Origin of the sequence: Amycolatopsis roodepoortensis (genome assembly GCF_024628825.1) — a bacterium.
GTDB lineage: Bacteria > Actinomycetota > Actinomycetes > Mycobacteriales > Pseudonocardiaceae > Amycolatopsis > Amycolatopsis roodepoortensis.
In genome coordinates this window covers 4,276,162-4,302,088 of sequence record NZ_CP102415.1, presented here as the reverse complement: position 1 = coordinate 4,302,088, position 25,927 = coordinate 4,276,162, and the positions used below count along the sequence as shown (strand labels likewise).

The following is a 25,927-nucleotide window of genomic DNA, read 5'->3' as shown; positions in this document are numbered from 1 at the left end:
AGCACCGAGTTGACCGCATCATCGTGGCTGCTGGTGGCTTTTCCGGCCCTCGGCGCCCTTATTCTCCTGCTGGCGGGCAAGCGGGCCAGGGGCTGGGGACACCTCCTCGGCAGTGCGACCGTCTCGCTGTCCTTCGTCTACGGCCTGATCCTCTTCTTCACGGCCGACACGAAGGCCACCGCGGACGTCAAGCTGTTCTCGTGGATCCCGGTTTCGGCGCTGCAGGTCGACTTCGGGCTCCGGATCGACGCGCTGTCGCTGACGTTCGTGCTGCTGATCACCGGCGTCGGCATGCTGATCCACTTCTACTCGATCGGCTACATGGCCGAGGACCGCGACCGGTCGAGGTTCTTCGCGTACCTCAACCTGTTCGTCGCCTCGATGCTGATCCTGGTGCTGGGCAACAGCTTCGTGACGCTGTACCTCGGCTGGGAGGGCGTGGGTCTCGCGTCGTACCTGCTCATCGGCTGGTACCAGGACCGCCCGTCCGCGGCCACCGCGGCGAAGAAGGCGTTCCTGATGAACCGCGTCGGTGACGTCGGGCTCGCGCTGGCGATCTTCCTGATGTTCAAGTACGTCGGGAGCACCGGCTACGCCGAGGTCTTCGGCGCCGTCGGCCAGATCCCGACCGGCGCGGTCACCGCCATCGCGATCCTGCTGCTGCTGGGCGCCTGCGGTAAGTCCGGCCAGTTCCCGCTGCAAGCGTGGCTTCCGGACGCGATGGAGGGCCCGACCCCGGTCTCGGCCCTCATCCACGCGGCGACGATGGTCACCGCCGGCGTCTACCTGGTCGCCCGCGCGCACGAGATCTTCAACGCCACCGCGGACGGCCGCCTGATCGTCACCCTCGTCGGTACGGTCACGCTGCTGATCGGGTGCATCATCGGCTGCGCCTACGACGACATCAAGAAGGTCCTGGCGTACTCCACGGTCAGCCAGATCGGTTACATGATGCTGGCCGTCGGCCTCGGCCCGATCGCCTACGCGCTCGGCATCATGCACCTGGTGGCGCACGGTTTCTTCAAGGCCGGGCTGTTCCTCGGGGCCGGTTCGGTCATGCACGCCATGAACGACGAGGTCGACATGCGGAAGTTCGGCGGGCTGCGCAAGCACCTGCCGGTCACCTTCTGGACCTTCGCCCTCGGCTACCTGGCGCTGATCGGCATCCCGCCGCTCTCGGGCTTCTTCACCAAGGACGCGATCATCGAAGCGGCGCTGAGCCAGGGTGGCTGGCGTGGCTGGGTGATGGGCGGCGCGGCACTCCTCGGCGCCGGGCTCACCGCGTTCTACATGACGCGCCTGATGGTGATGACCTTCTTCGGCAAGGAACGCTGGAAGGAGATCAAGTCCAGCGACGGCCGCGACTTCCACCCGCACGAGTCTCCGGCGATCATGAAGTGGCCGATGATCATCCTGGCGATCGGCTCGATCGGCGCCGGCGCGTTCTTCGCCCTCGGCGACCGGTTCGCCGAATGGCTTTCGCCGGTGGTCGGCCCGCTCGAAGAGGGTGGCCACAGCGTCATCCCGCACGCGCTGGTACCGATCCTCACCGTGGCGCTCTCGGTGCTCGGCGCGGCGGCGGCGTGGCTCTTCGTCGGCCGTAAGGACGTTCCGGTGGAACGCCCCGAGCGGGTCTCCGCCGTGGTCAAGGCCGCACGCAACGACCTGTACGGCAACACCCTGAACGAGACGCTGGTCGCCCGCCCGGGCACCTGGCTCGCCCGCGCGCTGGTCTACGTGGACAACCGCGGGGTCGACGGCGCGGTCAACGGCCTCGCCGCCGGGCTCGGTGGCGGATCCGGGCGCCTGCGCCGCCTGCAGACCGGCTTCGTCCGCTCGTACGCACTGTCCATGCTGGGCGGCACATTCCTGCTTCTGGCGGCACTCCTGCTGGTGAGGTTCTCCTGATGACCTGGGTACTCGCATCCATCCTGCTGCCGCTGGTCGGCGCCGCGGTCGTCGCGGGGATGAAGAAGAACGACAGGCTGGCGACGCTCACCGCGCTCGTGGTGTCGCTCCTGACGTTCCTGCTGGTGATCCCGATGTGGGCGAGCTATTCGCCTTCGGGGGACCGGATCCAGCAGAAGTCCTCGATGGACTGGATCCCGAACTTCGGCATCCACATCTCGTTCGGCATCGACGGCATCGCGCTGGTGATGATCGCGGTCATCGGTCTGCTGGTGCCGATCGTGGTCGGCGCGCTGGGCCTGACCGACAAGCTCCCGGCCGGGCGCTCGGCGGGCGGGTTCCTGTCGCTGATCCTGATGCAGGAGGCGCTGACCATCGCGGTGTTCGCCGCGACCGACGTCTTCCTGTTCTACGTGCTGTTCGAGATCATGCTGATCCCGATGTACTTCCTGATCGGCGGCTACGGCGGCGCGAACCGGCAGTACGCGGCGGTCAAGTTCTTCCTGTACTCGTTCCTCGGCGGCCTGATCATGCTGGCCTCGGCGATCGGGGCGTTCTCGCTGGCGTCGGACGAGCTCGGCAAGGGCACCTTCGACTGGGAAACGCTCGTCACGGTCGTCCGCGACGCTCCGCTGGGCACCCAGATCTGGCTGTTCATCGGGTTCTTCCTCGCGTTCGCGATCAAGGCCCCGCTGGTGCCGTTCCACACCTGGCTGCCGGACGCCGCGGGCCAGGCGCCCATCGGCGTCGCGGTCCTGCTGGTCGGCGTGCTGGACAAGGTCGGCACGTTCGGGTTCCTGCGCTACTGCCTCCCGATGTTCCCGGAGGCGAGCAAGGAACTCGCGCCATGGGTGCTGGTGCTCGCCGTCGCGGGTGTCCTTTATGGATCGATCCTCGCGGCCGGGCAGCGCGACATGAAGCGCTTCATCGCCTACGTGTCGATCGCCCACTTCGGATTCATCGCGCTGGGCATCTTCACCTTCAACGAGCAGGCGATGGTCGGCTCGGTGTCGTACATGCTCAACCACAGCCTCGCCACCGGCATGCTGATCGTGGTCGTCGGCCTGATCGTGATGCGCGGCGGGTCGACGCGGATCTCCGACTACGGCGGCATGGCGAAGGTGACCCCGCTGCTCGGCGGGATGCTGCTCATCGCCGGTCTGTCCACTTTGTCCCTGCCCGGCACGAACTCCTTCATCAGTGAGTTCCTGGTGCTGCTGGGGTCCTTTGTGGACTACCCGGTGTACACGATCATCGCGACGGTCGGCATGGTGCTGGCCGCGGCGTACGTGCTCTGGCTCTACCAGCGCGTCATGCAGGGCCCCGTCCGCGGTGACGCCCTGATGGCCGCGGGTGGCGGGCCGGGCACGGCCATCGCGCCCGAACTCGGGGCGACCAAAGCCATCAAGGACCTCGGCGGCAAGGAGATCGCGATCCTGGCGCCGATGGTCGTGCTGATCATCGCGCTCGGGTTCTATCCCAAGCCGGTGCTCGACACGATCACCCCGTCGGTGCAGGCGACGATGTCGTCCGTGCAGGGAGGCAAGTAAACCGTGCACTTCTTGACTCAGACGCCGGCGGTGCAGCTGCCGTCGATCGACTACTTCGCCGTCACGCCGATCCTGATCATCCTCGGGGCCGCGTGTGTCAGCGTGCTGTTCGAAGCCTTCTTGCCCAAGCACATGCGGTGGCCTTCGCAGGTCTTCCTCTCCCTGGTCGGGATCGGCGCGGCGGGCGTCTTCCTGGTCTGGTACGCCAGCTCCTCCGCACCGAAGAACGGCATCACGACCTTCAGCGGCGCGATCGCCGTCGACCGGCCGTCGCTGTTCCTTTGGGGCACGCTGCTGGCGCTGGCACTGGGCGCGCTGCTGCTGATCGCGGACCGCTCGGTCGAGCCCGGTGGCGCGTTCGTCGCGCAGGCCGGTATCCGCCCGGGCACGGTCCAGGACCGCGCGCAGGTCGGCACCACCGGGATGCAGACCGAGGTCTTCCCACTGACGCTGTTCGCGCTCGGCGGCATGATGGCGTTCGTCGCGGCCAACGACCTGCTCACCATGTTCATCGCGCTCGAAGTGCTGAGCCTGCCGCTGTACCTGATGTGCGGGCTCGCCCGCCGTCGCCGCCTGCTCTCGCAGGAGTCGGCGGTCAAGTACTTCCTGCTCGGCGCCTTCTCGTCGGCGTTCTTCCTCTACGGTCTCGCGCTGCTCTACGGCTACGCGAACTCCGTGAAGCTGTCGGACATCGCCAACGCCGCCGCCGGTTCGGACCGCTCGGACACGCTGCTGTTCGCCGGGCTCGGGTTGCTCGCGGTGGGCCTGCTGTTCAAGGGTTCGGTCGGCCCGTTCCACACCTGGACCCCGGACGTCTACCAGGGCGCGCCGACCCCGGTCACCGCGTTCATGGGCGCCTGCACCAAGGTCGCCGCGTTCGGCGGGATCCTGCGGGTGTTCCAGGTGGCGTTCGAGTCGACCAGCTGGGAATGGCGCGGCGTGCTCTGGGGTGTCGCGATCATCTCGATGCTGATCGGCGCGGTGCTGGGCCTGACGCAGACCGACGTGAAGCGCATGATCGCCTACTCGTCCATCGCGCACGCCGGGTTCCTGCTGGTCGGTGCCATCGCGATGACCGAGGACGGCCTGTCGAGCACGCTGTTCTACCTGCTGGCCTACGGCTTCACCACGCTCGCCGCGTTCGGTGTCGTTTCGCTGGTGCGTGACGCGAACGGCGAGGCGACGCACCTGTCCGCCTGGGCCGGGTTGGCGAAGCGGTCTCCAGTGCTGGCCGGGGTGTTCACCTTCCTGCTGCTCGCGCTGGCCGGTATCCCGCTGACCAGTGGCTTCGTCGGCAAGTTCGTGGTGTTCTCGGCGGCCCTGTCCGACGGGATGGCACCGCTGGTCGTCGTCGCCCTGATCTTCAGTGCCGTCGCCGCGTTCTTCTACCTGCGGGTGATCGTGCTGATGTACTTCTCCGAGCCGGCTCCCGACGGCCCGACCGTCACCGTGCCCGGCGCGTTCACCACCACGGCGATCACGCTCGGCGTCATCGTCACGCTGGTGCTCGGGCTGCTCCCGGCGTTCGCCCTCGACTGGGCGGGCTCCGGCGGTTTCGCCCTCAAGTAGTCCCGCTTCGCGAAAGGCCCCCTCGCTGACGTGAGGGGGCTTTTTCGTGTCAGTGCGACGTCAGAGCGATGTCAGGCCGGACCTCGATAGTTACCTCATGACCAAGAACAGCACTGCCACGATCACCGCCCCCTGGACCGGAATGGTGCCGGTCGACGACACCGCGCTCGCCGTCACCGACACCGGTGGCACCGGCATCCCCGTCGTCTACATGAACGGCCAGTTCGCGACCCAGGGCTACTGGCGGCGGGTCCTCGCCGACCTGGGCTCGGACTTCCGCCACATCACCTACGACGAGCGTGCCCGCGGCAAGTCGCGGCGTTCGGCCGACTACTCCTTCGAAGCCGCCGTCCGCGACGTCGACGCGGTCCTCGCCGCCAGGGGAGTGGAGCGCGCGCTGGTGGTGGGCTGGTCCTACGGCGCGGTCGTCGCGGCGCACTGGGCCGCCCGGAATCCGGAGCGCACCATCGGCGCGGTCCTGGTCGACGGCGCGTTCCCGTACGACTGGCTCGACGACGCCATGGAGCAGCGGATCCGGAAGATGTTCAAGCGCCTCAACCTGATCATGCCGCTGCTGCGCCCGACCGGCCTTGCCCCGCGGATGACCGCCGCGCAGCAGGCGGAGAGCAACATCGAGCTCGGCAAGCTCTCGCGGGAGGCCGAACTGGGCCCGGTGCTCAACGGCATCACCGTGCCGACGCGATACGTGCTCGCCTCGGGAACCTCCTTCGGCAGCAAGGCGGACGAGCAGGAACAGATCCGGACCGGGCTCGACGCGGTGACCGTGCGCAACCCGAACATCAAGGTGAGCGCGAAGGTCGAGAGCAACCACGGAGCCTTGCTGCGCAAGGACTTCCCGGCCATTTCCGAAGCCGTTCGCGAGGTCGCCCGGCTCGGCGAATGACTTGCTCCGCCGCACCGGGCAGGGTACTCCCGATGCCGAAGCCCACACCCCAGGCGAGAGCCCTCGCCGACGGACTGCGCGCCGCGCGGAAGGCCGTCAGATTGGCCGCGACCGAGGTGGCCGACAAACTGGCGTGGTCCCAGTCGACGATCAGCCGGATCGAAACCGGCCTGCGCGCGGCGCCCGCGGAGGAGGTGTCGGCGCTGCTCGCGGTGTATCAGGTGACAGGGGAGCGTCGAGAAGCGCTGCTCTCGCTGGCTCGTGACAGCGGGCCGTGGTGGTTCGCCGACGCTTCCCTCCAAGTGAACACGCTCGCACAGTACGAAAAGGAGGCCACCAAGATCGTTGCCTTCGGGGCGACGCTCCTACCCGGTCCGCTTCGCACGCCTGCCTACGCGAGGGCTGCGAACTCTTCCACCGCAGCGCTGGGCGAGAAGAGATTCGTCGCCTATATCGACGAAGCGGCGCTGCACCGTCAGGTCGGTGGGCCGCTGGTGATGGCGAATCAGCTTCGGCATCTCGTTTCGATGGCCGAGCGGCCCACCGTCGAACTCCGGGTCATCCCGTTCGCCGCCAGAGCATATGCGGGCGATGCCCACGTTCTGCTGGAATTCGGCGACGCACCGCCGGTGGTGTACCTGGAACATCGGCGGTGCGGGCTTTTCCTGCACCGGCCCTGCGATGTCGAGCCCTACCTCCGGTCCACTGTGGACGCCGTCGCGCTGGATCCGGCGCGGTCGGTGCGCCTGATCGAGTCAGTGGTCGAGGCTCGCTCGCAACGCGGCGACCTTCTGAGCAAGTAACGTGGGTTCGCCGGGCAGGACGGTGATGTACCGGTTCCGGGGAGAACCGCTCACGTGCATGGCCACGCGTCCGGAGTCGAGGTCGAGATAGGACAGACCGTCCGTGGCCTCGGTGCGTTTCCCCCCATCGGGACGCATGGCCGCGGCGAAGAAACCGACGCCGAAATAGGGCTGCTCGAAGACTTCGTCGAGCTGCCGCGCTTCGCGGCTCCGGGCCTCGGGCTCGTCGTAGAGACCGTCTCCGCCGCTGCCGTTGAAGTCGTCCTGGGGCAAGGAGAACGGGGCGAACCGCGCGGGCGGGTACTCGGGCAGGTTCATCACGAGCGCCGCCGCGCGATCGGCGGTCCGCACGCCTTTCAGCCACACGCGGTTGCCCTCGCAGATCGCGGTGACCGCGGCGCGGCCGCGTACGGCGACGAGCACGTTGTACTGCTCCGCCTCCGTCCGCAACGTCGCGTAGTACTCGGTGTTCGGCCGGTCGAGTATGTGCAGGACGTCCTCGAAGTCGCTGGTCAGCCGCTTGCCCTCGGTGAACCCGAGCTCGCCGAGCTCCTCGAACGCCGCCCTGTCCTCGCCGTTTCGCGACGACGGCGGGATGTAGCGCAGCCCGCCCGCGAAGATCAGATGCGGATCGCCGCAGCCGGCGTGACGGAACGCGGTCAACAAGGTGTCGAGCGTGATCTCGACCGGGCGCGCGAGCACCACGTGCCTCCCTCCCCTGGGACTGTGGTGCTACTTCTTCTTCTCGCCGATCACCGGCGGCATCGGCTTTTCGATGTACCCGCCGAAGGTCTCGTCGGGGTCCGGGTTCTGGAGGTACGTCGGAGCCTTCTTCTCCTTGTCCTCCTCGCCCTTCCCGCGAGCGGCGCCAGGCGCCATCGGCATCCCGTTCGCCCCGCCACGACCGGCGGCGCCTGCCGTTCCCGCCGCACCACGGCCTGCCACGCCCTCACCGGGCATCCCGGCGCCGCTTCGGCCACCCATACCGGGCTGCTGTCCGGGCCCGCCGACTCCGCCTGTCCCGCCTGGTCCGCGGAAACCACCGCCGCCCGGCCCGCCTGGTGACCTGACGCCCGACCCCGGGACCCCGGGGCCGCTCGTTCCCGGGCCGTACCCGGGCGGGAAGGCGCCGGGCGTGTTGTACGTCGGGTTCGGCTTCCCGTTCGGCCCGAAGTCGAGGTTCGCCGCCGGCGGCACGACCGGAGTGGTCTGAGGCGGTGTGTACGAATTCGCGCGGGTTCCGTCGTCCGGCTGCTGGAAGCCGGGGTGGTGCTGACCTTGCTGGGGCCCTTGCCCAGGCTGCGGACCACTGTCGGTTGCGCTCGGCCCGCTGGGGCCGCTCGGCCCGCCGGGAGTGCTGGGGCCGCTCGGACCACTCGGCCCTCGGTAGGGCTCGCCGACTCCGTATTCGCGCCCGTCGGAACCGTCACCGAACCCTCTCGCCGCCGGCCTCCCGCCGCCACCCTCGTCCAGGGCGACGCTGCCACCGGGGTCGGTGAGCTGCGCGTACTGGGCGGGCAGCTCGTCACCGTTGGCGGTGCTGGCGGAGTGGTAGCTCGCGAAGGTGTCGATGTTGTGCTGGCTGTCGGCCTGGTACCCCTTGACCTTGCTCCAGTAGCTGACCAGGCCGCCGCTCATGGCGGACTTGACGTCCTCGGCCGTCGGCGCGGGCTGCTCGGGCGGAACCGGCTTGACCGAGTTCTTGGCCGTGCCGAACGCGTCCATCTGGCTAGTCATGGCGTTCTGGGCGATCGTCACGTGCATCGCGTCGTCTGCGGCGGCATCGACGAGCGGCCGAGTCGCAGCAACAGCCGCATCGCTGGCACTGCCTTGCCAGCCGCTGGCGGTCTTCTGGCTGAGGGCCGTGATCCGTTGCAAGCGTTCCACGTGTTTGGACGCCAGGTTGTAGGCACTCTCCTGCGCGCGAGACAGTGAACCGGTGCCTTCGCCGCCGGTGATCTGCTGGTAGATCTGGGTGGCGGTGAGCGATCCTGCCGCCATTAGTTACCCCCTCGGATGGTGGCCAGCACCCGGATCGCGGCTTCCCTCGCGACCTTGCACGGATCTTCCGTGCCGACCTTAGCTTCGGACTGAACCAAGTTGACGCTGACGGTCTGGGTGTCGCTGGTCCCCAACGCAACCGAACACTGGCCTTCAGCGCGATTGTCTTTGTCGCCGTATGCGGTCACTGGGTAGTTGTCAATCGGTTCGAGCGGTTCGAGAAGTTTGTAGGTCGTACCTTTGGCTGCATAGAACTTCGCGGTGCCGCTGTCTCCGAAATCGCTGACGATCACGTGGACGCGGGGTTGAGTGGTGGAGGGAATGGACCACCGGCAGGAAGGTCCACTCGCACCGTCCGTTCGCTTGGCTTCGGCCCTGGGGCCCAGGAGCTCGTCGACCCGGGGTTTGGTGAGTGTGGCGCAGGGGTCTTGTTTGAACCGTGCCACGTCGATCGGATGCTCTACCTTGGGGACGTCGGGTGGCAACCCGGCCGAACTTGGCGGGGCAGAGCTCGGTCCGCCGCTGGTCGGGGTGGCGCTGCCGTCGACGGGCGGTGTCGAGCACGCGGAGAGAGCTGCGACCGCGGCTGCGGTGAGAATCAAGGTGGCGCGTCGCATCAGGCGAGGCCCTCCGGCTGCTGGTTGATGGCGATTTTGGCGTGGTCCTCGGCGGTGGCGTACTTGCCGAGAGCGGTGACGTATTTCTTGGCCATGTTCTCGCAGTAGGCAACGCGTTCGTTCAGGGCCTTGACGAGCGCTTCGCCGGACTTGCGGGTAAGTAGGGCGTTGTCATCGCTCGCGAAATCCAGCCCAGGAGGCTCGGCTACGGCAATATTGCGTGCATGCTCAAGGTCGTCCATGTACTCCTGGGCCAGGTCACGCCACTCTTTCACCAGCTCATGGAGGGTCGCCTCGTCGTACTTGAACCCCGCGCCCGCCGGGACTGGTGCCCCGTAGGAGCCGCCAGTAGGCGGGGCTTTGCAGACCGAGCCCGGGTTGAAGCCTGGTTGGTAGACAGGGGTCCCCTCAGGCACGGCCATGCACCCCCATAGCGCCGAACCGTTCCCCGCTGAATAGCCAAAGCCGCCCCGAAGTCACCGTCGTCATCTGCCCCTCCCGTGGCTACAAGGCGCGTCTCCCCGATGCACCCTGCGTAATCCGACGCCGGGAAGATTACCAGGGTTCCCGGGGCGGTGAACCCGGCTGCATAAAGTCCCGTTCCCCGCTGAATAGCTTCGGCGAACCTGGTGACTATCCGTGAAAATCAATCGTGTGAACTTCCCCCTGGAAACCGGGTTCTTCCTGGTGGAGCCGATGGCGAATTCGCACACTCTGCGTAATGAAGTTTCGAAGAGTGATTCTCGGCGCAGTGCTCCTCGGGCTGCTCGCGGCTTGTACGGATTCCGTGGATACGCCCCCGTCGCCACCGCAGTTTCCGAAATGGCAGCCCAAGCAGCCGCGCCCCGCGGATCGTGAAGCAAAGGCCGTCGACGCGGCGCTGGCCGCTCTCGACTTCTGTGAGCTGATCGACCTGGCCGCCTACGACCGAAGGAAGGGCGGCGATACCCGGCCGGTGACACGCGAGCCCAAGGTGAAGTACGGCCGGAAGACGTGCACCCTCTTACGCGCTGGCTACGAGGACCTCGTCTACGTCCAGGACGTGGACCCGGGCCACGCGGCGCTCCGGAACGACGGGGCCGTCATCGACCTCGCCGGGGTGAAGGCCTACCAGGTCGAATCCCGCCGCGAAGGCTCGGTCGACGGCTGCGCGATCACCGTCCCGGTCAGCTTCCAGCGCGCGGTCAAGTTCGAGCTGGGGATCCTGAGCCGGAGCAAGGACTGCGGGCTCCTCCGCGACTTCGCCGCCGCCGGGGCCGCGAAGCTGCCCCGTGACCTCGTCTACCCGCCGGACGCCCAGGACAGCGCCCGGGTCGGCGCCTGCGCGAACTGGGTCTCCACCAGCAAGGGCGAGACCTGCGATCCGGCGGTCGAGGCCCAGGTGCCGACGGGTGCCGAGGTGATCTTGGCCGCCGGTGCCGCCGACCCGAACGTCGAATGCGCGGTGTTCCGGAATGCGGTCGCGAAGACCTTCGGGCCGGAGTTCGAGCCGATCGCCACGCCGGGCGCCTGCTACTTCGTCGAACCACGCCATCGGGTGCAGATCGAGGCGGGGGCCACCGCGAACGGCGGCGCCCCCGGTGATTGGCACGCCGACCCGAACGGCACCTTCAAAGACCATCGTCAGCACTCGTTCAGCGGGAACCCGGGAGTCACCCTCCGCAACAAGGACGAGAGCGATTTCCTCATGTACGTCTCGCCGGTCGGGGATCTCGGCTCGCGCGGGCATGTCCGGTTGCTGATTTCGTCGCAGCGGGAGCGAGGGATCGACGAATGGCCGCGGTCCAGGGCGCTCCCGGCGGTGGAGGTCGCCAAGGCGCACGCCGTGATGGAGCTCGTGATGGCGACCCACTTTCGGGGGCCCAGGTGACGCCCGCGCGAACCCGCGACCGTGATCGACGTCGACAGGGCGCCCTGCCACCGCGATAGCGGACCTTCGGCCGGGTGGGTTCACGCATATGGTCCCTTTCCGGACACATCTCAGCTCCGCCAACAGGCATTAAGCTTTCTCCATGTACATCGAGCGGGTCCGGCTGGAGAACATCCGCGGCTTCAGCGGCGCCCGCGCCGTCGACCTCCGGCTGCCCGGCCCCGGCTGGGTGGTCCTGGCCGGGCGCAACGGTTCCGGCAAGACCTCGCTGCTGCGCGCCATCGCGGTCGCGGCGGCGCCGGACGTCGCCTGGGGGCTGCTGTCGGACGCCGGCAGCTGGATCTCCAACGATCAGACGTCCGGGTCGATCGAGCTGTCGGTGATGCGCGAAGAGGGCCCGGCGCCGGTCGAGGTCCGCTGGCTCGACTCCGGCCTGCTGCCGATCTCCGGGCTTCCGCCGGGCCAGCCGTTCTGCGCCGCGTACGGGCCGTTCCGGCGGCTCGCGGGCGGCAGCGGCGAGGCCGAGTCCTGGATGCGCGGCGCGGGATCGCTGGCGCGGATGGCCAGCCTCTTCCACGAAGACGCTTCGCTCGCCGAGGGCGTCACCTGGCTGATCAACCAGCATCTCCGTGCCCTGGAAGGAAAAGCGGGCGCCCGTGAGCTGAAGGACGCGGCGCTGGAGATCCTCGGTGACGGCCTCCTGCCCGGCGGCTACCGGATCCGGGACGTCGATTCGGACGGGCTCTGGGTCGAGTACCGGGGCGACCGCTTCCCGTTGCGCGAGATGAGCGACGGCTATCGCACGGTGACCGCGCTCGTGGTCGACCTGCTCAAACAACTCGACAGCGCGGGCCTCGACCACGAGAGTCCCGGTGTCGTGATCATCGACGAGGTCGACGCTCATCTCCACGTGTCGTGGCAGAAACGCATGGGATCGTGGTTCAAGGCGCATTTCCCGCGGATCCAGTTCATCGTCACCACGCACAGCCCCTACGTCTGCCAGGCCGCCGACCCGGGCGGCCTCATCCGCCTTTCGGGGCCCGACGAGGACGTCCCGCCGCGCGTGGTCTCCGAGGAGCTGTACGAGCGGGTCGTGTTCGGTTCCGGCGACGACGCCGTGCTCTCCGACCTTTTCGGCCTGGACACGCCGTATTCGCCGCAGGCGGTCGAATTGCGGGAGCATCTGGCCGAGCTCGAGTTCCAGGTCGCTTCCGGCCGCGCGGACGCGAACGGCGTCCGGGAATGGGAACGCCTTCGGGGCATGCTCAGCAGTTCGCCGCCGAGCCGGGTCGACGAGGTGGCCAGGCGGTTCGAGACCGACGATCGGTGATCGCGATCCGCCGGATCGCGCTGCCGGAGCGGGTGGTGGCCGATCTCGAAGAGCTGACCGCGCGCATCCCTCCCGGTGACACGAAAGAAGCCCGGCGGCTCTGGCGGGTTTCGCGTGCCGTGCGGCGTTCTCTGCGGGCGGGCCTCGACGTGATGGCCGCCGGCCGCGGCTACTGCATGTACTGCGGCGACGGGCTCGGGTCCACTGTGGACCATTTCGAGCCGATCGCGCGGAATCCGGGGCGCGCGTTCGACTGGCTCAATCACGTGCTCGCCTGCGAGTTCTGCAACAGCCACCACAAACGCGACCTGTTCCCGGTGGACGAAGACGGCACCAGCCTGCTCATCGATCCGACCGCCGAAGACCCGCTGGAGCACCTGTTCCTCGTGCTGTCGATCGGGACCTACCGCGCGCTGACCGAAAAGGGCGAGCAGACCATCAAGGTGTGCGGGCTGAACCGCGCGCAACTGGCGCGTGGCCGGGAAACGGCGGTCAACCAGGTGAGCGCGCTCGTCATGGGCTGGTGGGCCGCGCGCGCACTGGGGGACGACGGGAAGCGGCGCGCGATGGTCTGGACCCTGCTCGACCAGCCGCACGCCGACGTCCTCCACGCGATGCTCCGGCAGGCGGGGATGCCGGGAGCCCGTGCCGTGTTCCGGGCGGACGACGAGCTCATCGAGCTGCTACGCGCCCCGGAACTCGCCGAAGATCTTCAGCTCTCCGGCGGCGCGGTGTAGGCGGCCAAGGTGGCGTCGGCGCGGGTGCGGGCGGTGGCCGCGTCCGTCCCGTTGGCGACGTCGGCCTCGTACCAGGCCTCGTTGCTCAGTGTCATGAACCGCACGCCCTCTTCGCCGGTCATCCAGGCCATGGCGGCCTCGGGGTCGACGGCCTCGCCGGATTCGAGGTGGAGCGCGAGCCCGTGCAGCATCATGTCCCAGCCGATGCCCACGGCACCGGGACCGAACTGGTTCCAGTGCTCGCCTGCGACGGCGGTGTGGTCGAGTTCGAACCGGGTGCGCCCGTCGGCTTCGGGGCTCAGCCGGAGCTCGATCCAGCTGACGTCGCCGCCGTACTCCCAGGTCGCCGCGAAACCCTTCGGCGGATCGCAGCGCTCGATCGTTCCGCCCGCGTTGCCTTCGAGCTGGTACTTGCCGCCGACGCGCAGATCGCCGCTGATCGGCAGGAACCAGCGCGGGATGCGCTCGGGATTGGTGCAGGCGTCCCAAAGGTCGTCGAGGCCGGTGTCGTAGACCTGGCTGACGGTGGCCGTCACCGCCTCGCCCGCTGCGACCACACGCTTGCCCAGCCTGCGCTGGACGGAGTTGATCTGGCTGGTCACGTCGACCATCGGTGTCCTCCTCGGCTCGGATGCCGACAAGGTATCAGCCACGGCTTATATAAGCCAGAATGGAAAAGGGGCGCCCGGTGGATCCGGACGCCCCTTTCCCGGCGGGATGGCTTACGGAGTGGGGGAGCAGGCCGTGCGGCCGACGACTACTTCGCCGGTGATGTTCGACCCGGGGGCGAACTTGATTCGCAGCATGGTCAGCCCGATGCTGCCGTCGCCCGGCAGCGTCTGCTCGTTGAAGATCGCTTCGGCGAGCAGGGTGCCGTTGGACTTGGTGATCGGCTTGACGTAGCCGACCGGCACCGGCGACGGCAGGGTGCCGAGCCCGGTCGCGCCGCCGTAGGTCCAGCTCGCGTTGGTGCTGGTCTGGGTCGCCGTGCAGCTGACCGAGTAGGACCTGATCTTGATCCGCGGCCCGCCCGACGAGACCAGGGCCGACAGCTCGAAGTTCTGTCCCTTGGCCTCCGACTTCGTCGTGGTGACGTCGTTCTCGGGGTCGACGACGGTGGTCGTGCACGTCGACGTGCCGCCACCGAACGTGATCCCGGTCCTGGTCACGACCCCGGACGAGTTGCTCGTCGGTCCCTCGACCGCGCACTCGGCGATCGAGGCGATCGAGATCGGCGCCGAGGTCCCCTTGGTGAAGGCGGCGGAGCCGAGCGAGGCGACGCCCGCGGGGTTCGACGCCGCCGCCGGGCTCACCCCGGCGCTGAGACCTGCCAGCAGCAGGGCGCCGACAAGGCCTGCCCGGCTTGCGATGGTGATGCGCATTCCACGTCCTCCTCACGTGACGGAGAGCGAGCCGGTTGGCCGTTCTTCCTTTGTCATCACTATCTGCGTGTCGGATTCGCCCGTTGCGTGCGTGACGGTCGTTTCACTCGACCGTGGATCATGGGCACCCGTCCGATATTCGGATTCGTATCCGGATACAGGTCTGTATATTCGGACGTATGCCGACCTACCGCGTCCTCGTCAACGGCAAGTTCGACCACCCCGACGCCGAGACCCGCGCCCGGCTGCTCGCCGAGCTCGACCGGCACCAGTCGATGGGGTTCACCGAGGACGGCCTGCTCACCTACAGCGCGCACCTCGGCGCGTTCACCTTCCGCATCACGCTGCGGGGCGAAGAGGAGCGCGAGGTGCTCGACGAGGCCGAGCTGAAGGTCATGGAGCTGCTGGACGCCAAGGGCTACCCGTATCGCGACGTCGCGGGCAAGGCGACCTGCATGGACGACATCAAGATCCGCCGCCGCTGACTCAGGCCGCCTGCCACGGTCGGCATCACCGCCATGAACACGGCGAAGAGGACGACGGTGATCCACACCGTCGAACGCTGCTCGCGGTGGTCTTCGGCGGGAGGTCTCCACGCCGGTCTGTCGCCGGAATCGTCCGGACTTCCCATGGTGTTCCCCCAGTTCGCGCCGAAGTGGGCAGGACACTCGGCGGGGGTGTCATCTTCGTCACCGTTTCCCCTGGACAGCACGTCAACAGGCCTCAGCTGCTAGCCACTACGCTGGGAGCAACCCCGAACGGTGTCAAAGAGAGCGGAGCCGACGTGTCTGTGTCTTCACCTGCCCCAGGTGGTGCCATCGAGGACCTGCGCGCGTCCGTGGGACTCCAGATCGCCGACGAGCAGCTCCTGCGCACCCTCGCGACCGGTCTCGCCGACGTCGAGACCCTGCTCCGCGAGGTCGTCCGCAGTGACGTCAAGGCCGTCGAGGACGCCGCTTCGCACCTGGTCGAGGCGGGTGGCAAACGTTTCCGTCCGCTGTTCACGCTGCTGGCCTCGCAGTTCGGGCCGAAGCAGGGCGACCAGGTGGTCACCGCCGCGGCGGCGGTCGAGCTGGTGCACCTCGCGACGCTGTACCACGACGACGTGATGGACGAGGCGACGATGCGCCGCGGCGCGGAGAGCGTCAACGCCCGCTGGGACAACACCATCGCCATCCTGACCGGCGACTTCCTGTTCGCGCACGCCTCGCGGCTGGTCGCCGACCTCGGCACCGACGCGGCCCGGATCATCGCCGAGACCTTCGGCGAGCTGGTCACCGGCCAGATGCGCGAGACGGTCGGCCCGGCCGACGGCGACGACGCGGTCGAGCACTACCTCACGGTCATCGCGCAGAAGACCGGTTCGCTGATCGCCACCTCCGGCCGGTTCGGCGGGATGATGTCCGGCGCGCCCGACCACTACATCGACGCGCTCCGCCGGTTCGGCGACATCATCGGGACGGCGTTCCAGATCTCCGACGACGTGATCGACATCGCGTCCGCCTCGGACGAGCTCGGCAAGGCACAGGGAACGGACCTGCGCGAAGGCGTCCGCACGCTTCCGATGCTGTACGCGCTGGCCGACCCGGCCACCGACCCGCGCCTGGTGGAGCTGCTTTCGGGCCCGATCTCCGACGACGCGCTCGTCGCCGAGGCCCTGGACCTGCTGCGTGCCTCGTCCGGACTCGAACGCGCACGCGAAACTCTTTCCGACTACGCTCGTCGGGCGCGTGCCGAGCTCGCGGCGCTGCCCGCGTCGCCCGCCCGGGACGCCTGCGAATCGGTCGCCGACTACCTGGTCGCGCGAACGCATTGACAAAGGGCAGGTTAGATGTCCATTTTCGGACAGGTTTGGCTGTGGAGTCTGCTGGCGTTCGTCGTCGGCGCGCTGCTCACCTGGCTGGTGCTGGTACTCCCGGCGCGCAAACGCATCCGTGAGCTGGAAAGCTCGCTGGCCACCGCGCACGCCGAGACGTCGAGACTGCCGGCCGGGGTGAGCCTCGGCGCGGGTGCCGCGGCGGTCGCCGGCGGGACCGCGTACCTCGCGAAGCCGTCGCACGACGAGCTGGACGAGGAGTTCGCGGCCGTCGAGGAGCCGTCGAAGCCCGCGTACCCCGAGACGCTCACCGAGCAGGAGCCCGCGCAGCAGTGGACCGAGCCTGCCGAGGAGCCCGTCAAGGACGCTCCCGAGGACGTTCACGAGGAGCCGGAGCACTCCCCGACGCAGGTTTTCGAGCCCGAAGAAGAGTACGAGGCCGAATACCGCACCGCGCCCCAGCCGGACCCGGAGCCCGAGCCGGACCAGGAGCACCCGGCCGAGCGGACGCAGTTCATCCCGGCGGCCTTGCCGGAGCCGGAACCCGAGCCGGAGCCGGAGCCCGCGAACCCGTACGTCGCCGCGGCGACCGACTACCTTCAGCCCGCCTCGAAGCTGGACGTCGAGCCGGAGCCGGAACCCGAGCCGCAGCCGCCGGCGCCGGCCGAGGGGCCGTACCGGTCCCGCCTGGAGATGCAGCTGGACCCCGAAGGCGCCGAGACGCAGCCGGAGCCGGTTTCGCTGTTCAGCCCCGCGTCGCGTGTGGAGACCGAGCAGGCTCCCGTCGAGACCAACTGGTTCGAGCGGGAAGAGGAACTGCACGACCCGCCCGCGTACGCCTTCGGATCCGACGAAGAAGCGAAGGCCGGTCTGCTCGACTCGGAGCCCGAGACGCCCGCCGAGGCCACCCAGGTGCTGCCCAAGCGCACGCCGCGAGGCGCGGTGCGCGGTGGTTTCGAGCCGCCGCAGCCGATCCAGCCGTCGATGCGGGCGATCGAACGTCGTGAGCCGGAACTGTCCGGTGGGCAGAGCGGCTCGCTGTTCGAGCCCGCCGTCCAGCCCGGCGACGCGATGCCCGCTCCGGAGCCTCCGCCCGCGCGGCAGGTCGCTCCGGTGGCGGAATCCGTCCCGCCCGGTCCGTTCGGGCCCGGTTCGGCGATGCCGCGGCCGGGCGGTGGCCGTCCCGCCGACGACTTCGCGGTCAAGGCCAGCGTGACGGCGCTGCGGTACTGCACGGAGGACTCTCCGCAGTTCCCCAAGATGGTCGCCGAGGTCTGGTTCCGGACCGCCGCCGACGCGGAGCGCGTGGGCTTCCGCCCCCTGACCTGATGAAGCGCGTGAAGGCCCCCTTCCCTCGGCTCAGCCGAGGGAAGGGGGCCTTCACGCGCTTGAGGACCGGCTAGCTGACGACGGTCCAGGTGTCCTTGCCGCGCAGAAGGCCCTGCAGGTCGGGCTTGCGGGCGGCCTGTGCCTCCGCGACCTGGGCACGCGCCTGGTCGTCGTAGGTGGGCCGTTCGACCTGCCGCAGGATGCCGGTCGGCACGTGGTTCAGGTTCTGGTCGCCGATCCGCGAAAGCGCGAACGCGTACGAGGTGTCCTCGATCGCCGGGTCGTGCACGACGAGGTTCTCCTCGCCGATGTTCGCGACCTTCCCGACCTCCAGGCCGGCCCAGCCGCTCCGCGTGACGCCGTATTCGCCCTGCGGCCCGAACTTGATCGGCTCGCCGGCCTTCAGCGGGATGAGCCGGCTCGCGGCCTCGTCCTTGTCCTTGAGGACCTCGAAGGCGCCGTCGTTGAAGATCGGGCAGTTCTGGTAGATCTCCACCAGCGCCGACCCGCGGTGTTTCGCGGCGGCCTCCAGCACCTCGGTCAGGCCCTTGCGGTCCGAGTCGAGTGCGCGGCCCACGAACGACGCCTCGGCGCCGATCGCCAGCGAAAGCGGGTTGAACGGGGTGTCGACCGAGCCCATCGGGGTGGACTTCGTGACCATGCCCGGCCCGGACGTCGGCGAGTACTGGCCCTTGGTGAGGCCGTAGATCCGGTTGTTGAACAGCAGGATCTTGATGTTCACGTTGCGCCGCAACGCGTGGATCAGGTGGTTGCCGCCGATGGACAGCGCGTCGCCGTCACCGGTGACCACCCACACCGACAGATCCGGCCGCGCGGTCGCGAGCCCGGTGGCGATCGACGGCGCCCGGCCGTGGATCGAGTGCATGCCGTAGGTGTTCAGGTAGTACGGGAACCGGGACGAGCACCCGATACCCGAGATGAACACGATGTTCTCGCGCTTGAGGCCGAGCGTCGGCAGGAACGACTGCACGGCGTTGAGCACGACGTAGTCCCCGCAGCCGGGACACCAGCGGACCTCCTGGTCCGACTTGTAGTCCTTGGCCTTCTGCGGTTCGGTCTCGGTCGGCACAAGGTCCAGGCCGCCGAGGGTGGGGATCCCCAGATCGATCGCGGTCACTTCGTCCCCTCCGTACTGGTGATGATCTCCGTGAAGACGCCTTGGAGCTCTTCGGCCTTGAAGGGCAGCCCCGCGACCTTCGTGTACGACTTCACGTCGACGAGGTACTTGGCCCTCAGGAGCATCGAAAGCTGGCCGAGGTTCATTTCGGGGACGACGACGGTGTCGTACGAACGGAGTACGTCGCCGAGGTTGCCCGGGAACGGGTTGAGATGGCGCAGATGCGCCTGCGCGATGGGCATGCCGTCCTTGCGGACCCGGCGGCACGCGGCGCCGATGGGGCCGTAGGAAGAGCCCCAGCCGAGCGCCAGCACCCGTGCCTTGCCGCCGCTCGGATCGTCGACGACGAGGTCCGGGACGTCGACGCCGTCGATCTTGGCCTGGCGCAGGCGGACCATCTTGTCGTGGTTGTCGGGGTCGTAGGAGATGTGGCCGGTCTTGTCGGCCTTCTCCAGCCCGCCGATGCGGTGCTGCAGACCGGCGGTGCCCGGCAGCGCCCACTCGCGGGCGAGGGTCTCGGGGTCGCGTACATACGGCCAGAATTCCCCGGAACCGTCCTCGGCATTCGGCTCGGTGGCGAATTCCACGCGCAGATCCGGCAGGTCCTCGACGTCCGGGATCAGCCACGGCTCGGAGCCGTTCGCGATCGCGCCGTCCGAAAGCAGGAACACCGGGGTGCGGTACTTCAGCGCGATCCGGGTGGCCTCCAGAGCCGCGTCGAAACAGTCGGCGGGGGAGAGCGGCGCGACGATCGGCACCGGCGATTCGCCGTTGCGGCCGAACATCGCCTGCAGCAGGTCGGCCTGCTCGGTCTTGGTCGGCAGGCCGGTCGACGGGCCGCCGCGCTGGACGTCGACGACGACCAGCGGCAGCTCGGTCATCACCGCGAGACCGATGGCCTCGGACTTCAGCGCGACACCGGGCCCGGACGTCGAGGTGACGCCAAGGGCGCCGCCGTACGAGGCGCCGAGCGCGGCGCCGATCCCGGCGATCTCGTCCTCGGCCTGGAAGGTGAGGATGCCGTAGTTCTTGTGCTTGGACAGCTCGTGGAGGATGTCCGACGCCGGGGTGATCGGGTACGTGCCGAGCAGGATCTGCAGGCCGGACTGCTGCCCGGCGGCGACCAGCCCGTACGCCAGCGCGGTGTTGCCGGTGATCTGGCGGTACGTGCCCTGGTTCAGCTTCGCGGGGGCGACCTCGTACGTCGTCGCGAACGACTCGGTCGTCTCGCCGTAGTTCCAGCCCGCGCGGAAGGCCAGGATGTTGGCCTCGGCGATGTCGGCCTTCTTCGCGAACTTCTCGCGCAGGAACCGCTCCGTACCCTCGGTCGGCCGGTGGTACATCCACGAGAGCAGGCCGAGCGCGAACATGTTCTTCGCGCGTTCGGCGTCCTTTTTGGACAGACCGGTCTCTTCGAGCGCGCCCCTGGTCAGCGTCGACATGGCCACCCGGTGGACCTGATAGGCCGAAAGGGTGTCGTCGTCGAGGGGGTCGTTCTCGTAGCCGACCTTGACCAGGTTTCGCTTCGAGAACTCGTCGGTGTTGAGGATGATCGTCCCGCCTGCCGGGACGTCGGCGACGTTCGCCTTCAGCGCGGCGGGGTTCATGGCGACCAGGACGTCCGGCCGGTCGCCCGGCGTGAGGATGTCGTAGTCGGCGAAGTGCACCTGGAAGCTCGAGACGCCGGGAATGGTGCCCTGCGGCGCGCGGATCTCCGCGGGGAAGTTCGGCATGGTCGACAGGTCGTTGCCGAAGGCGGCCGCTTCGGAGGTGAACCGGTCGCCCGTCAGCTGCATGCCGTCACCGGAGTCACCGGCGAACCGGATGACCACCCGGTCCAGCTTGGCGACCTCGGTGGGCCTGACGGCCGACAAGGAGCCGTTGCCGTTCGCACTCGTGCTCATAGGTCAGGGATTCCCTCTCTCCCGACGTGCGTCGTCCCCGGCCGTGCCGGGGATCGGCGTGCCTCGCCCGGCGATGTCGGCCAGGTCACAGGTGCCATGTCCCGAGGTTAGTCCTCGGCACACGTTCCAGGTTGCCGTAAAAACGGTCTGGACCTACTCCTCGAGTGTCCTGAGCTCGCCGCTGAGCGGGGATTATCCGGTTTATCTGTTACCGATGGTAACGGTCGGCGATGCGGCCCGATTGTGAGCCGTATCTCCTTCCAGCGTAGTGAAGTCCGGTCGAGGAACGGTCATCGGCCGGTAATGGCCGCGCGCAACTCGGTGAGCCGTTCGGCGAACGCGGGCCCGGTGAGCGACGCGATCTGCGGCTCGATCTCCGCGTCGACGGCGGCCGAATGGTCGGTCAGTCCCGCGGTGTGCCGGAGCGTGCGCTTGGTCGCCAGAAGGACGTCGCGCGGGGCACCGACGGCGGGTTTCGCCAGTTCACGGGCGGCCTCGACCAGATCCCCTTCGGCGAGCCGGAGCGCGAGCCCGCATTCGACAGCGGCTTCGGCGCCGACGACTTCACCGAAGAGCGTCATCGCCGCGGCCTTCTGCGGTCCGACGAGCCGCTGGATCATCCACGTCATCCCGCCGCCGGGGTGAATGCCCAGATCGAGAAATCTGGCCACGAATTTCGCCTTCGGTCCCACGATGCGGACGTCCGCGGCGAGCGCGAGGTTCAGTCCGGCACCGATGGCGGCGCCGCCGACCGCGGCGATCGTCGGCAGGGAACACCGCGCCACCGAGAGGAATCCGTCGTAGATGGCGCGGAGCCCGTCTTCGCTGGCGCGGGCCAGCGTGTCCAGATCGGCGCCCGCGCAGAACGCCGGCGGTGCGCCGGTGATGACCACAGCGTGGACACTTTCGTCGGCTTCGGCGTGCGAGACGGCCTCGGCCAGCTGTGCGGAGAGGTCGAGCGTCAGGGCGTTGCGGGTCGCGGGCGCGTCGATGGTGAGCACGGCGACGCCGCCGTCGTGGCTGGAGCGGATCTGATCGGTCACGGGGACGAGGGTGTCACGCTTCGGGTGTCGGCGGGCGTTCCAGCAACCGGGACAGGACGACGGTGGACACCGTGCGGTCGACGATCTCCAGCCCGCGCAGCCGCTCCAGCGCGGTCTCCAGATGATGGATGTCCGACGCGCGCAGATGGACGATCGCGTCGGCCGCCCCCGACACCGTGTACGCCGCGACGACCTCCGGCAACGGCTCCAGCCGGGCGCGGATCCGGGCGGGGGTGATGTTGCCGTTGCAGGTCATCTCGACGAACGCCTCGGTGCCCCAGCCCAGCGCCTCGGGGTCGACGACCGCGGTGAACCCGCGCAGGACCCCGGTTTCGAGCAGTCTGTCGACCCGTCGTTTCACCGCGGGCGCGGACAGGCCGACGACCTTGCCGATGTCGGCGTAGCTGGACCTCGCGTTGGCCATCAGGCATGAAACGATTCGCTGGTCGATGGTGTTCACACGCAATGTTTAGCAGGTATACGCGCAGCGAACAGCGATTGATTGCGGAATTAGGTGAGCCTTACCCTTCGGGTATGCCGGAACTGGAGCAGCAGCCCCGTGTACCCACGACGCGCCGCTACCTCATGTGTCCGCCGCGGTACTTCGCGGTGGACTACGTCATCAACCCGTGGATGGACCCGTCGGTCCCGGTCAGCGTCGACACCGCGATGGCGCAATGGACCGAACTCCGCGACACCTATCGGCGTCTCGGCCACACCGTCGAGGAGATCGACCCCCAGCCCGGCCTGCCCGACATGGTGTTCGCCGCGAACTCCGGCACCGTCGTCGACGGCCGTGTCCTCGGCTCGCGGTTCCGCGCGCCGCAGCGCACCGCCGAGGCCGAGCACTTCCGCCGCTGGTTCGTCGAGCACGGCTACCGCGACATCACCATGCCCGAGAAGATCAACGAGGCCGAGGGTGACTTCGCGTGGACCGGCAAGGTTCTGCTCGCCGGCACCGGCTTCCGGACCGACCCGGCCGCGCACGCCGAAGCGCAGGAGGTCCTCGGGGTGCCGGTCGTGTCGCTGCGGCTGATCGACCCGAGCTACTACCACCTCGACACCGCGCTGTTCGTGCTCGCCGAGGCCACCGACACCATGCCCGCCCAGATCGCCTACTACCCGGACGCCTTCTCGGCCGGGTCGCGGAAGGTACTGGAGCGGATGTTCCCGGACGCGGTAATCGCGGACCGGGCCGACGCGGAGTGCTTCGGCCTGAACGGGGTGTCCGACGGCCGCAACGTCGTCCTGCCGGTCGAGGCGACCGGATTGGCGTCGCGGCTGGCCGAGCGCGGTTACGAAGTCGTCTTCCTGGACATCTCCGAGCTCAGGAAGGCGGGCGGCGGCCCGAAGTGCTGCACCCTGGAGATCCGCAAGTAATCCATTAGTGGACACCTTGCGGGATCATGTAACTACTCCATTCGCCAACTCGATTAATCGGGAAACGAACTCGGTCCCGAATGAGGCGCGGATGGTGATCCTGGCGATAGGCGGCGTGGGCAGACCCGTGCGCGCGCTGGATCCAGGCGAAAACGAAACATGGGTGACGGTCGAGCAGTTCGAGCGGGTGCTCGACACCGTGGCCGGACGCGAAGACGTCGGCCTCACGTTCGACGACGGCAACTCCTCGGACGTCGAGATCGCGCTCCCCAGACTGGTGGAGCGCGATCTCACGGCCGAGTTCTTCCCGCTGGCCGGCCGGATCGGGCAGCGGGGTTTCCTGGACGCCGACGGCCTTCGCGCGCTGGTCGAGGCGGGGATGTCGATCGGTTCGCACGGCTGGGAGCACCGCGACTGGCGGCGGCTGGACGACCGGAACGCCCGGCGTGAACTGGAAACCGCGCCGAAACTGCTCGCGGAACTGAGCGGGAAACCCGTGCGCGCGTACGCGCCGCCGTTCGGCGCCTACGACCGGCGGGTGCTCAGCAGGCTCCGGCGTTCCGGCGCGACGAGGGTTTACACGACCGAAGGCGGCGCGGCTTCGCGCGACGGCTGGCTGCGGCCGCGGATCGAGCTCCGGCACGACGTCGACCAGGAGTGGATCGACGGTGTGCTCGGTGAGCGGGAAGGCCTGTACCGCCGAGCGGGACGGATCATGGCGCGGGTCGCCAGACTTGCCCGCCTTTGACCGTTTTTCTTTGTGCGGTGGGAAAATAACCCTTGAATCGAAGCCGTCGGCGACGGCATCCTGAGCACCCTCGATAAAGAAGTCTTATTAACAAAGGGGTGTTCGGTATGCGGAAACTGCTCCTGTTCTCGGCGATGGTGGTGGCCGCCGGCCTGGCTCCCGCGGCGACGGCCGCGGCTTCCCCTTCGATGCAGGCGGCCCCGACAGCCCAGCAGTTGCTGGCGAAGACCACCAGTTGCAAGCAGGTGTCGAACGGTAAGTACAAGACCGACGACGAAACCGGCCGGACCGTCGCGGTCTGCGACGCGGGAAGCGCGGTGTTCTGGAAGGCCGACATGGACATCGACTGCGACGGGCAGCCGACCGCGCGCTGCAACAAGAACACCGACCCGTGGTTCCAGGACGGTACCGCGTACCCGCGCTCCGACGGCAAGGCGCTGATCGCCGACCAGACGCCGTATGTCGTCGTGCCGAGCATCAGCAGCACGTGGAACTTCGAGAAGGCGGGTCTCAAGGGCGCCGGTTCGTGCGCGGTGATCTACAACGACAAGGTGCTTTACACCGTCATCGGCGACACCGGCCCGAAGGACATCATCGGCGAGGCGTCCTACGCGGCCGCGAAGGCGCTGGGGATCAACCCGGACCCGAAGAACGGCGGCGTCGACTCGGGGGTCACGTACATCTGCTTCAAGAACTCGAAGGTGTCGCCGATCGAAGACCACGGGAAGTCGACCTCGGTCGGGCAGGGCTTGGCGGCGAAGTGGGTCGGGTAACCGAGTGAGGGTTAGGTAGGCGCTGGGTCGGGGTGGTCGTGAGTGGCGATTCGGGTTCTAACCCGAATCGCCACTCACGACCAACCTGACCCAGCGCTCACTGCCGCCCTCTTCTCACCTCCCGCACCGCCGGCACGTCGGGGCGCGGCTGCCGGTCGGATCCCAGCCCTCTCGAACCAGAACCATGCGGACCTCCTCGGCAACTTCGCACGGTGACGTTCGCACGTCGTGCCAGCCGTAGACGAGTCGCGCTCGATCCGCGAGTTCCGCCGCGTTGTCCCGCATGCGATCGCGGAAGGCGACATCCGCCATCGCATGGGTGGCACGGCCGTCGAGCCTGACCGTTACCGCGGCTCCGTGCGGGTCGTAGGTCACGTCCTCCCAGAGGACTTTGCCCTTCACCTCGAAAGGTGTCTGGCGGTTGCCTTGCGGGAGACCGTGCGCGTCTTCGACCGCTTCCTTGTATTCCACTTCCAGTGCTGACATCAGTCCTCCGCCGAGCAGCGCGAGGCCGTGCCGGATTGCGGGACGGTAGCGGAACGGAGGCCGGAGAAATACGCACTCCTCCATTGCCCGCAAGGAGACTCGGCTTCGACTGGCCAGATCGATCACCGTGTTGGTGGCCAGTTTCGGGGTTCTCTGCGAGGTGGCCAGATCGACGATCGTGTCCGTCAGACGTGTCCGGGGCGGCACCGTGCCTGCCGCGATATGCGGAAAGGCGCGCGACCGGTGCACGATCACCAAGGGTGGGCACGAGACAGCCGAAAACGTGTACGGCACCGTGATCTCGACCGGACCTTCGACAACAGGTACGAGCCTCCACTCCTCGGCGGCAGTGCGGTGACTCAACACCGCATGGCCGCCGCCGTACTTCAACGCTGCGTGGATCTTGGCCGTCCTGGACAAGGCCCCGGTGAACATCGCATAAACGCGCGGTAGTACTCGTTGCCAGCGGCCGGCCTCGAGATTGGCTTCGATATCGGCCACGGTGTGGCCATAGGCACGAAGCTGACGCGTGTCGACGATTCCATGTTGCTCCGCTAGAAGGACCGGCCAGCTCGGGCGTTGTTCGACCGGGATCGATTCCTCAGACCAACGTTTGTGAAGAGGCACCTCTCGACGATC

Annotated in this window: 25 protein-coding genes; 14 read left to right on the top strand and 11 right to left on the bottom strand. The window is 68.2% G+C overall.

All coding sequences use genetic code 11. From position 1 onward, the window contains the following. Nucleotides 1-9: 9 nt before the first annotated feature. The 5 genes from nuoL (at nucleotide 10) to NQK81_RS20155 (ending at nucleotide 6,734) form a co-directional block, all read left to right on the top strand. Entirely contained in the window at nucleotides 10-1,908 is a 1,899-nt protein-coding gene (gene nuoL / locus NQK81_RS20175; RefSeq protein WP_257489346.1) for an NADH-quinone oxidoreductase subunit L, read from the top strand. Continuing rightward, entirely contained in the window at nucleotides 1,908-3,458 is a 1,551-nt protein-coding gene (locus tag NQK81_RS20170; protein ID WP_257489345.1) for an NADH-quinone oxidoreductase subunit M, read from the top strand. Before nuoL ends, NQK81_RS20170 begins: the two co-directional genes overlap by 1 nt. 3 nt (nucleotides 3,459-3,461) lie before the next feature. Beyond that, complete coding sequence (gene nuoN / locus NQK81_RS20165; RefSeq protein ID WP_257489344.1) at nucleotides 3,462-5,027, top strand: NADH-quinone oxidoreductase subunit NuoN; 1,566 nt, start codon at nucleotides 3,462-3,464, stop codon at nucleotides 5,025-5,027. Nucleotides 5,028-5,124: 97 nt separating this feature from the next. Next, on the top strand, nucleotides 5,125-5,931 hold the full coding sequence (locus NQK81_RS20160; protein WP_257489343.1) for an alpha/beta fold hydrolase: 807 nt from the start codon (nucleotides 5,125-5,127) through the stop codon (nucleotides 5,929-5,931). Nucleotides 5,932-6,032: 101 nt separating this feature from the next. Further along, nucleotides 6,033-6,734: a helix-turn-helix domain-containing protein gene (locus NQK81_RS20155; protein ID WP_257489342.1), complete on the top strand. Its 702-nt coding sequence runs from the start codon at nucleotides 6,033-6,035 to the stop codon at nucleotides 6,732-6,734. Here NQK81_RS20155 and NQK81_RS20150 read toward each other — a convergent pair. Genes NQK81_RS20150 through NQK81_RS20135 form a run of 4 tightly spaced genes read right to left on the bottom strand, consistent with a single transcriptional unit; the run spans nucleotide 6,687 to nucleotide 9,774 of the window. Then, nucleotides 6,687-7,439 (bottom strand): ESX secretion-associated protein EspG, encoded by a 753-nt coding sequence (locus NQK81_RS20150; protein ID WP_126733256.1) that lies wholly within the window; start codon nucleotides 7,437-7,439, stop codon nucleotides 6,687-6,689. The genes NQK81_RS20155 and NQK81_RS20150 overlap by 48 nt on opposite strands. A 27-nt stretch (nucleotides 7,440-7,466) precedes the next feature. Further along, nucleotides 7,467-8,735: a PPE domain-containing protein gene (locus NQK81_RS20145; RefSeq protein WP_257489998.1), complete on the bottom strand. Its 1,269-nt coding sequence runs from the start codon at nucleotides 8,733-8,735 to the stop codon at nucleotides 7,467-7,469. After that, nucleotides 8,735-9,352, bottom strand: coding sequence for a DUF3558 domain-containing protein (locus NQK81_RS20140; protein WP_257489341.1), 618 nt, complete (start codon nucleotides 9,350-9,352; stop codon nucleotides 8,735-8,737). Before NQK81_RS20140 ends, NQK81_RS20145 begins: the two co-directional genes overlap by 1 nt. Further along, nucleotides 9,352-9,774: a hypothetical protein gene (locus tag NQK81_RS20135; RefSeq protein WP_257489340.1), complete on the bottom strand. Its 423-nt coding sequence runs from the start codon at nucleotides 9,772-9,774 to the stop codon at nucleotides 9,352-9,354. The genes NQK81_RS20140 and NQK81_RS20135 overlap by 1 nt, the downstream gene beginning before the upstream one ends. Nucleotides 9,775-10,073: 299 nt before the next feature. Between NQK81_RS20135 and NQK81_RS20130 the strand changes: the two genes are divergently transcribed. The 3 genes from NQK81_RS20130 to NQK81_RS20120 all read left to right on the top strand — a co-directional run bounded on the left by NQK81_RS20130 (nucleotide 10,074) and on the right by NQK81_RS20120 (nucleotide 13,289). Then, entirely contained in the window at nucleotides 10,074-11,222 is a 1,149-nt protein-coding gene (locus tag NQK81_RS20130; protein ID WP_257489339.1) for a hypothetical protein, read from the top strand. Between the two features lie 142 nt (nucleotides 11,223-11,364). Continuing rightward, nucleotides 11,365-12,552: an AAA family ATPase gene (locus NQK81_RS20125; protein ID WP_257489338.1), complete on the top strand. Its 1,188-nt coding sequence runs from the start codon at nucleotides 11,365-11,367 to the stop codon at nucleotides 12,550-12,552. After that, nucleotides 12,549-13,289 carry an HNH endonuclease gene (locus NQK81_RS20120; RefSeq protein ID WP_257489337.1) on the top strand — a complete coding sequence of 247 codons (741 nt, stop codon included), beginning with the start codon at nucleotides 12,549-12,551 and terminating at the stop codon, nucleotides 13,287-13,289. Before NQK81_RS20125 ends, NQK81_RS20120 begins: the two co-directional genes overlap by 4 nt. Here NQK81_RS20120 and NQK81_RS20115 read toward each other — a convergent pair. Then, the gene (locus NQK81_RS20115) at nucleotides 13,265-13,900 is read right to left on the bottom strand and encodes an SRPBCC family protein (protein ID WP_257489336.1); all 636 of its coding nucleotides are present in this window, start codon (nucleotides 13,898-13,900) and stop codon (nucleotides 13,265-13,267) included. The genes NQK81_RS20120 and NQK81_RS20115 overlap by 25 nt on opposite strands. Before the next feature lie 111 nt (nucleotides 13,901-14,011). Further along, on the bottom strand, nucleotides 14,012-14,671 hold the full coding sequence (locus NQK81_RS20110; RefSeq protein WP_257489335.1) for a hypothetical protein: 660 nt from the start codon (nucleotides 14,669-14,671) through the stop codon (nucleotides 14,012-14,014). A 179-nt stretch (nucleotides 14,672-14,850) separates the two neighbouring features. Here NQK81_RS20110 and NQK81_RS20105 point away from each other — a divergent pair, with 179 nt between their 5' ends. The 3 genes from NQK81_RS20105 (at nucleotide 14,851) to NQK81_RS20095 (ending at nucleotide 17,816) form a co-directional block, all read left to right on the top strand. Beyond that, nucleotides 14,851-15,156, top strand: a complete 306-nt coding sequence (locus NQK81_RS20105) for a DUF6204 family protein (RefSeq protein WP_034310717.1) — start codon at nucleotides 14,851-14,853, stop codon at nucleotides 15,154-15,156. A gap of 305 nt (nucleotides 15,157-15,461) precedes the next feature. Then, complete coding sequence (locus NQK81_RS20100; protein WP_126733377.1) at nucleotides 15,462-16,487, top strand: polyprenyl synthetase family protein; 1,026 nt, start codon at nucleotides 15,462-15,464, stop codon at nucleotides 16,485-16,487. Nucleotides 16,488-16,502: 15 nt separating this feature from the next. After that, a complete protein-coding gene (locus tag NQK81_RS20095; RefSeq protein WP_257489334.1) occupies nucleotides 16,503-17,816 on the top strand; it encodes a sunset domain-containing protein in 1,314 nt (437 codons plus the stop codon). Nucleotides 17,817-17,886: 70 nt separating this feature from the next. Here the strand turns inward: NQK81_RS20095 and NQK81_RS20090 are convergent, their stop codons facing one another. The 4 genes from NQK81_RS20090 to NQK81_RS20075 all read right to left on the bottom strand — a co-directional run bounded on the left by NQK81_RS20090 (nucleotide 17,887) and on the right by NQK81_RS20075 (nucleotide 22,361). After that, the gene (locus NQK81_RS20090) at nucleotides 17,887-18,954 is read right to left on the bottom strand and encodes a 2-oxoacid:ferredoxin oxidoreductase subunit beta (protein ID WP_126733265.1); all 1,068 of its coding nucleotides are present in this window, start codon (nucleotides 18,952-18,954) and stop codon (nucleotides 17,887-17,889) included. Beyond that, nucleotides 18,951-20,858 carry a 2-oxoacid:acceptor oxidoreductase subunit alpha gene (locus NQK81_RS20085; protein ID WP_126733266.1) on the bottom strand — a complete coding sequence of 636 codons (1,908 nt, stop codon included), beginning with the start codon at nucleotides 20,856-20,858 and terminating at the stop codon, nucleotides 18,951-18,953. Before NQK81_RS20085 ends, NQK81_RS20090 begins: the two co-directional genes overlap by 4 nt. A 290-nt stretch (nucleotides 20,859-21,148) precedes the next feature. Then, complete coding sequence (locus NQK81_RS20080; RefSeq protein WP_257489333.1) at nucleotides 21,149-21,901, bottom strand: enoyl-CoA hydratase; 753 nt, start codon at nucleotides 21,899-21,901, stop codon at nucleotides 21,149-21,151. A gap of 13 nt (nucleotides 21,902-21,914) precedes the next feature. After that, a complete protein-coding gene (locus tag NQK81_RS20075; protein WP_005151923.1) occupies nucleotides 21,915-22,361 on the bottom strand; it encodes an Lrp/AsnC family transcriptional regulator in 447 nt (148 codons plus the stop codon). Nucleotides 22,362-22,435: 74 nt separating this feature from the next. On the opposite strand from NQK81_RS20075, the gene ddaH reads away from it, so the two are divergent. The 3 genes from ddaH to NQK81_RS20060 all read left to right on the top strand — a co-directional run bounded on the left by ddaH (nucleotide 22,436) and on the right by NQK81_RS20060 (nucleotide 24,802). Then, nucleotides 22,436-23,281 carry a dimethylargininase gene (gene ddaH, locus NQK81_RS20070; RefSeq protein WP_257489332.1) on the top strand — a complete coding sequence of 282 codons (846 nt, stop codon included), beginning with the start codon at nucleotides 22,436-22,438 and terminating at the stop codon, nucleotides 23,279-23,281. Between the two features lie 91 nt (nucleotides 23,282-23,372). Then, nucleotides 23,373-24,029 (top strand): polysaccharide deacetylase family protein, encoded by a 657-nt coding sequence (locus NQK81_RS20065; RefSeq protein ID WP_257489331.1) that lies wholly within the window; start codon nucleotides 23,373-23,375, stop codon nucleotides 24,027-24,029. A gap of 107 nt (nucleotides 24,030-24,136) precedes the next feature. After that, nucleotides 24,137-24,802 carry a glycoside hydrolase family 75 protein gene (locus NQK81_RS20060; protein ID WP_257489330.1) on the top strand — a complete coding sequence of 222 codons (666 nt, stop codon included), beginning with the start codon at nucleotides 24,137-24,139 and terminating at the stop codon, nucleotides 24,800-24,802. 114 nt (nucleotides 24,803-24,916) lie between these two features. On the opposite strand, the gene NQK81_RS20055 is transcribed toward NQK81_RS20060, so the two are convergent. Next, nucleotides 24,917-25,915 carry a hypothetical protein gene (locus tag NQK81_RS20055; protein WP_257489800.1) on the bottom strand — a complete coding sequence of 333 codons (999 nt, stop codon included), beginning with the start codon at nucleotides 25,913-25,915 and terminating at the stop codon, nucleotides 24,917-24,919. Between the last annotated feature and the right edge of the window lie 12 nt (nucleotides 25,916-25,927).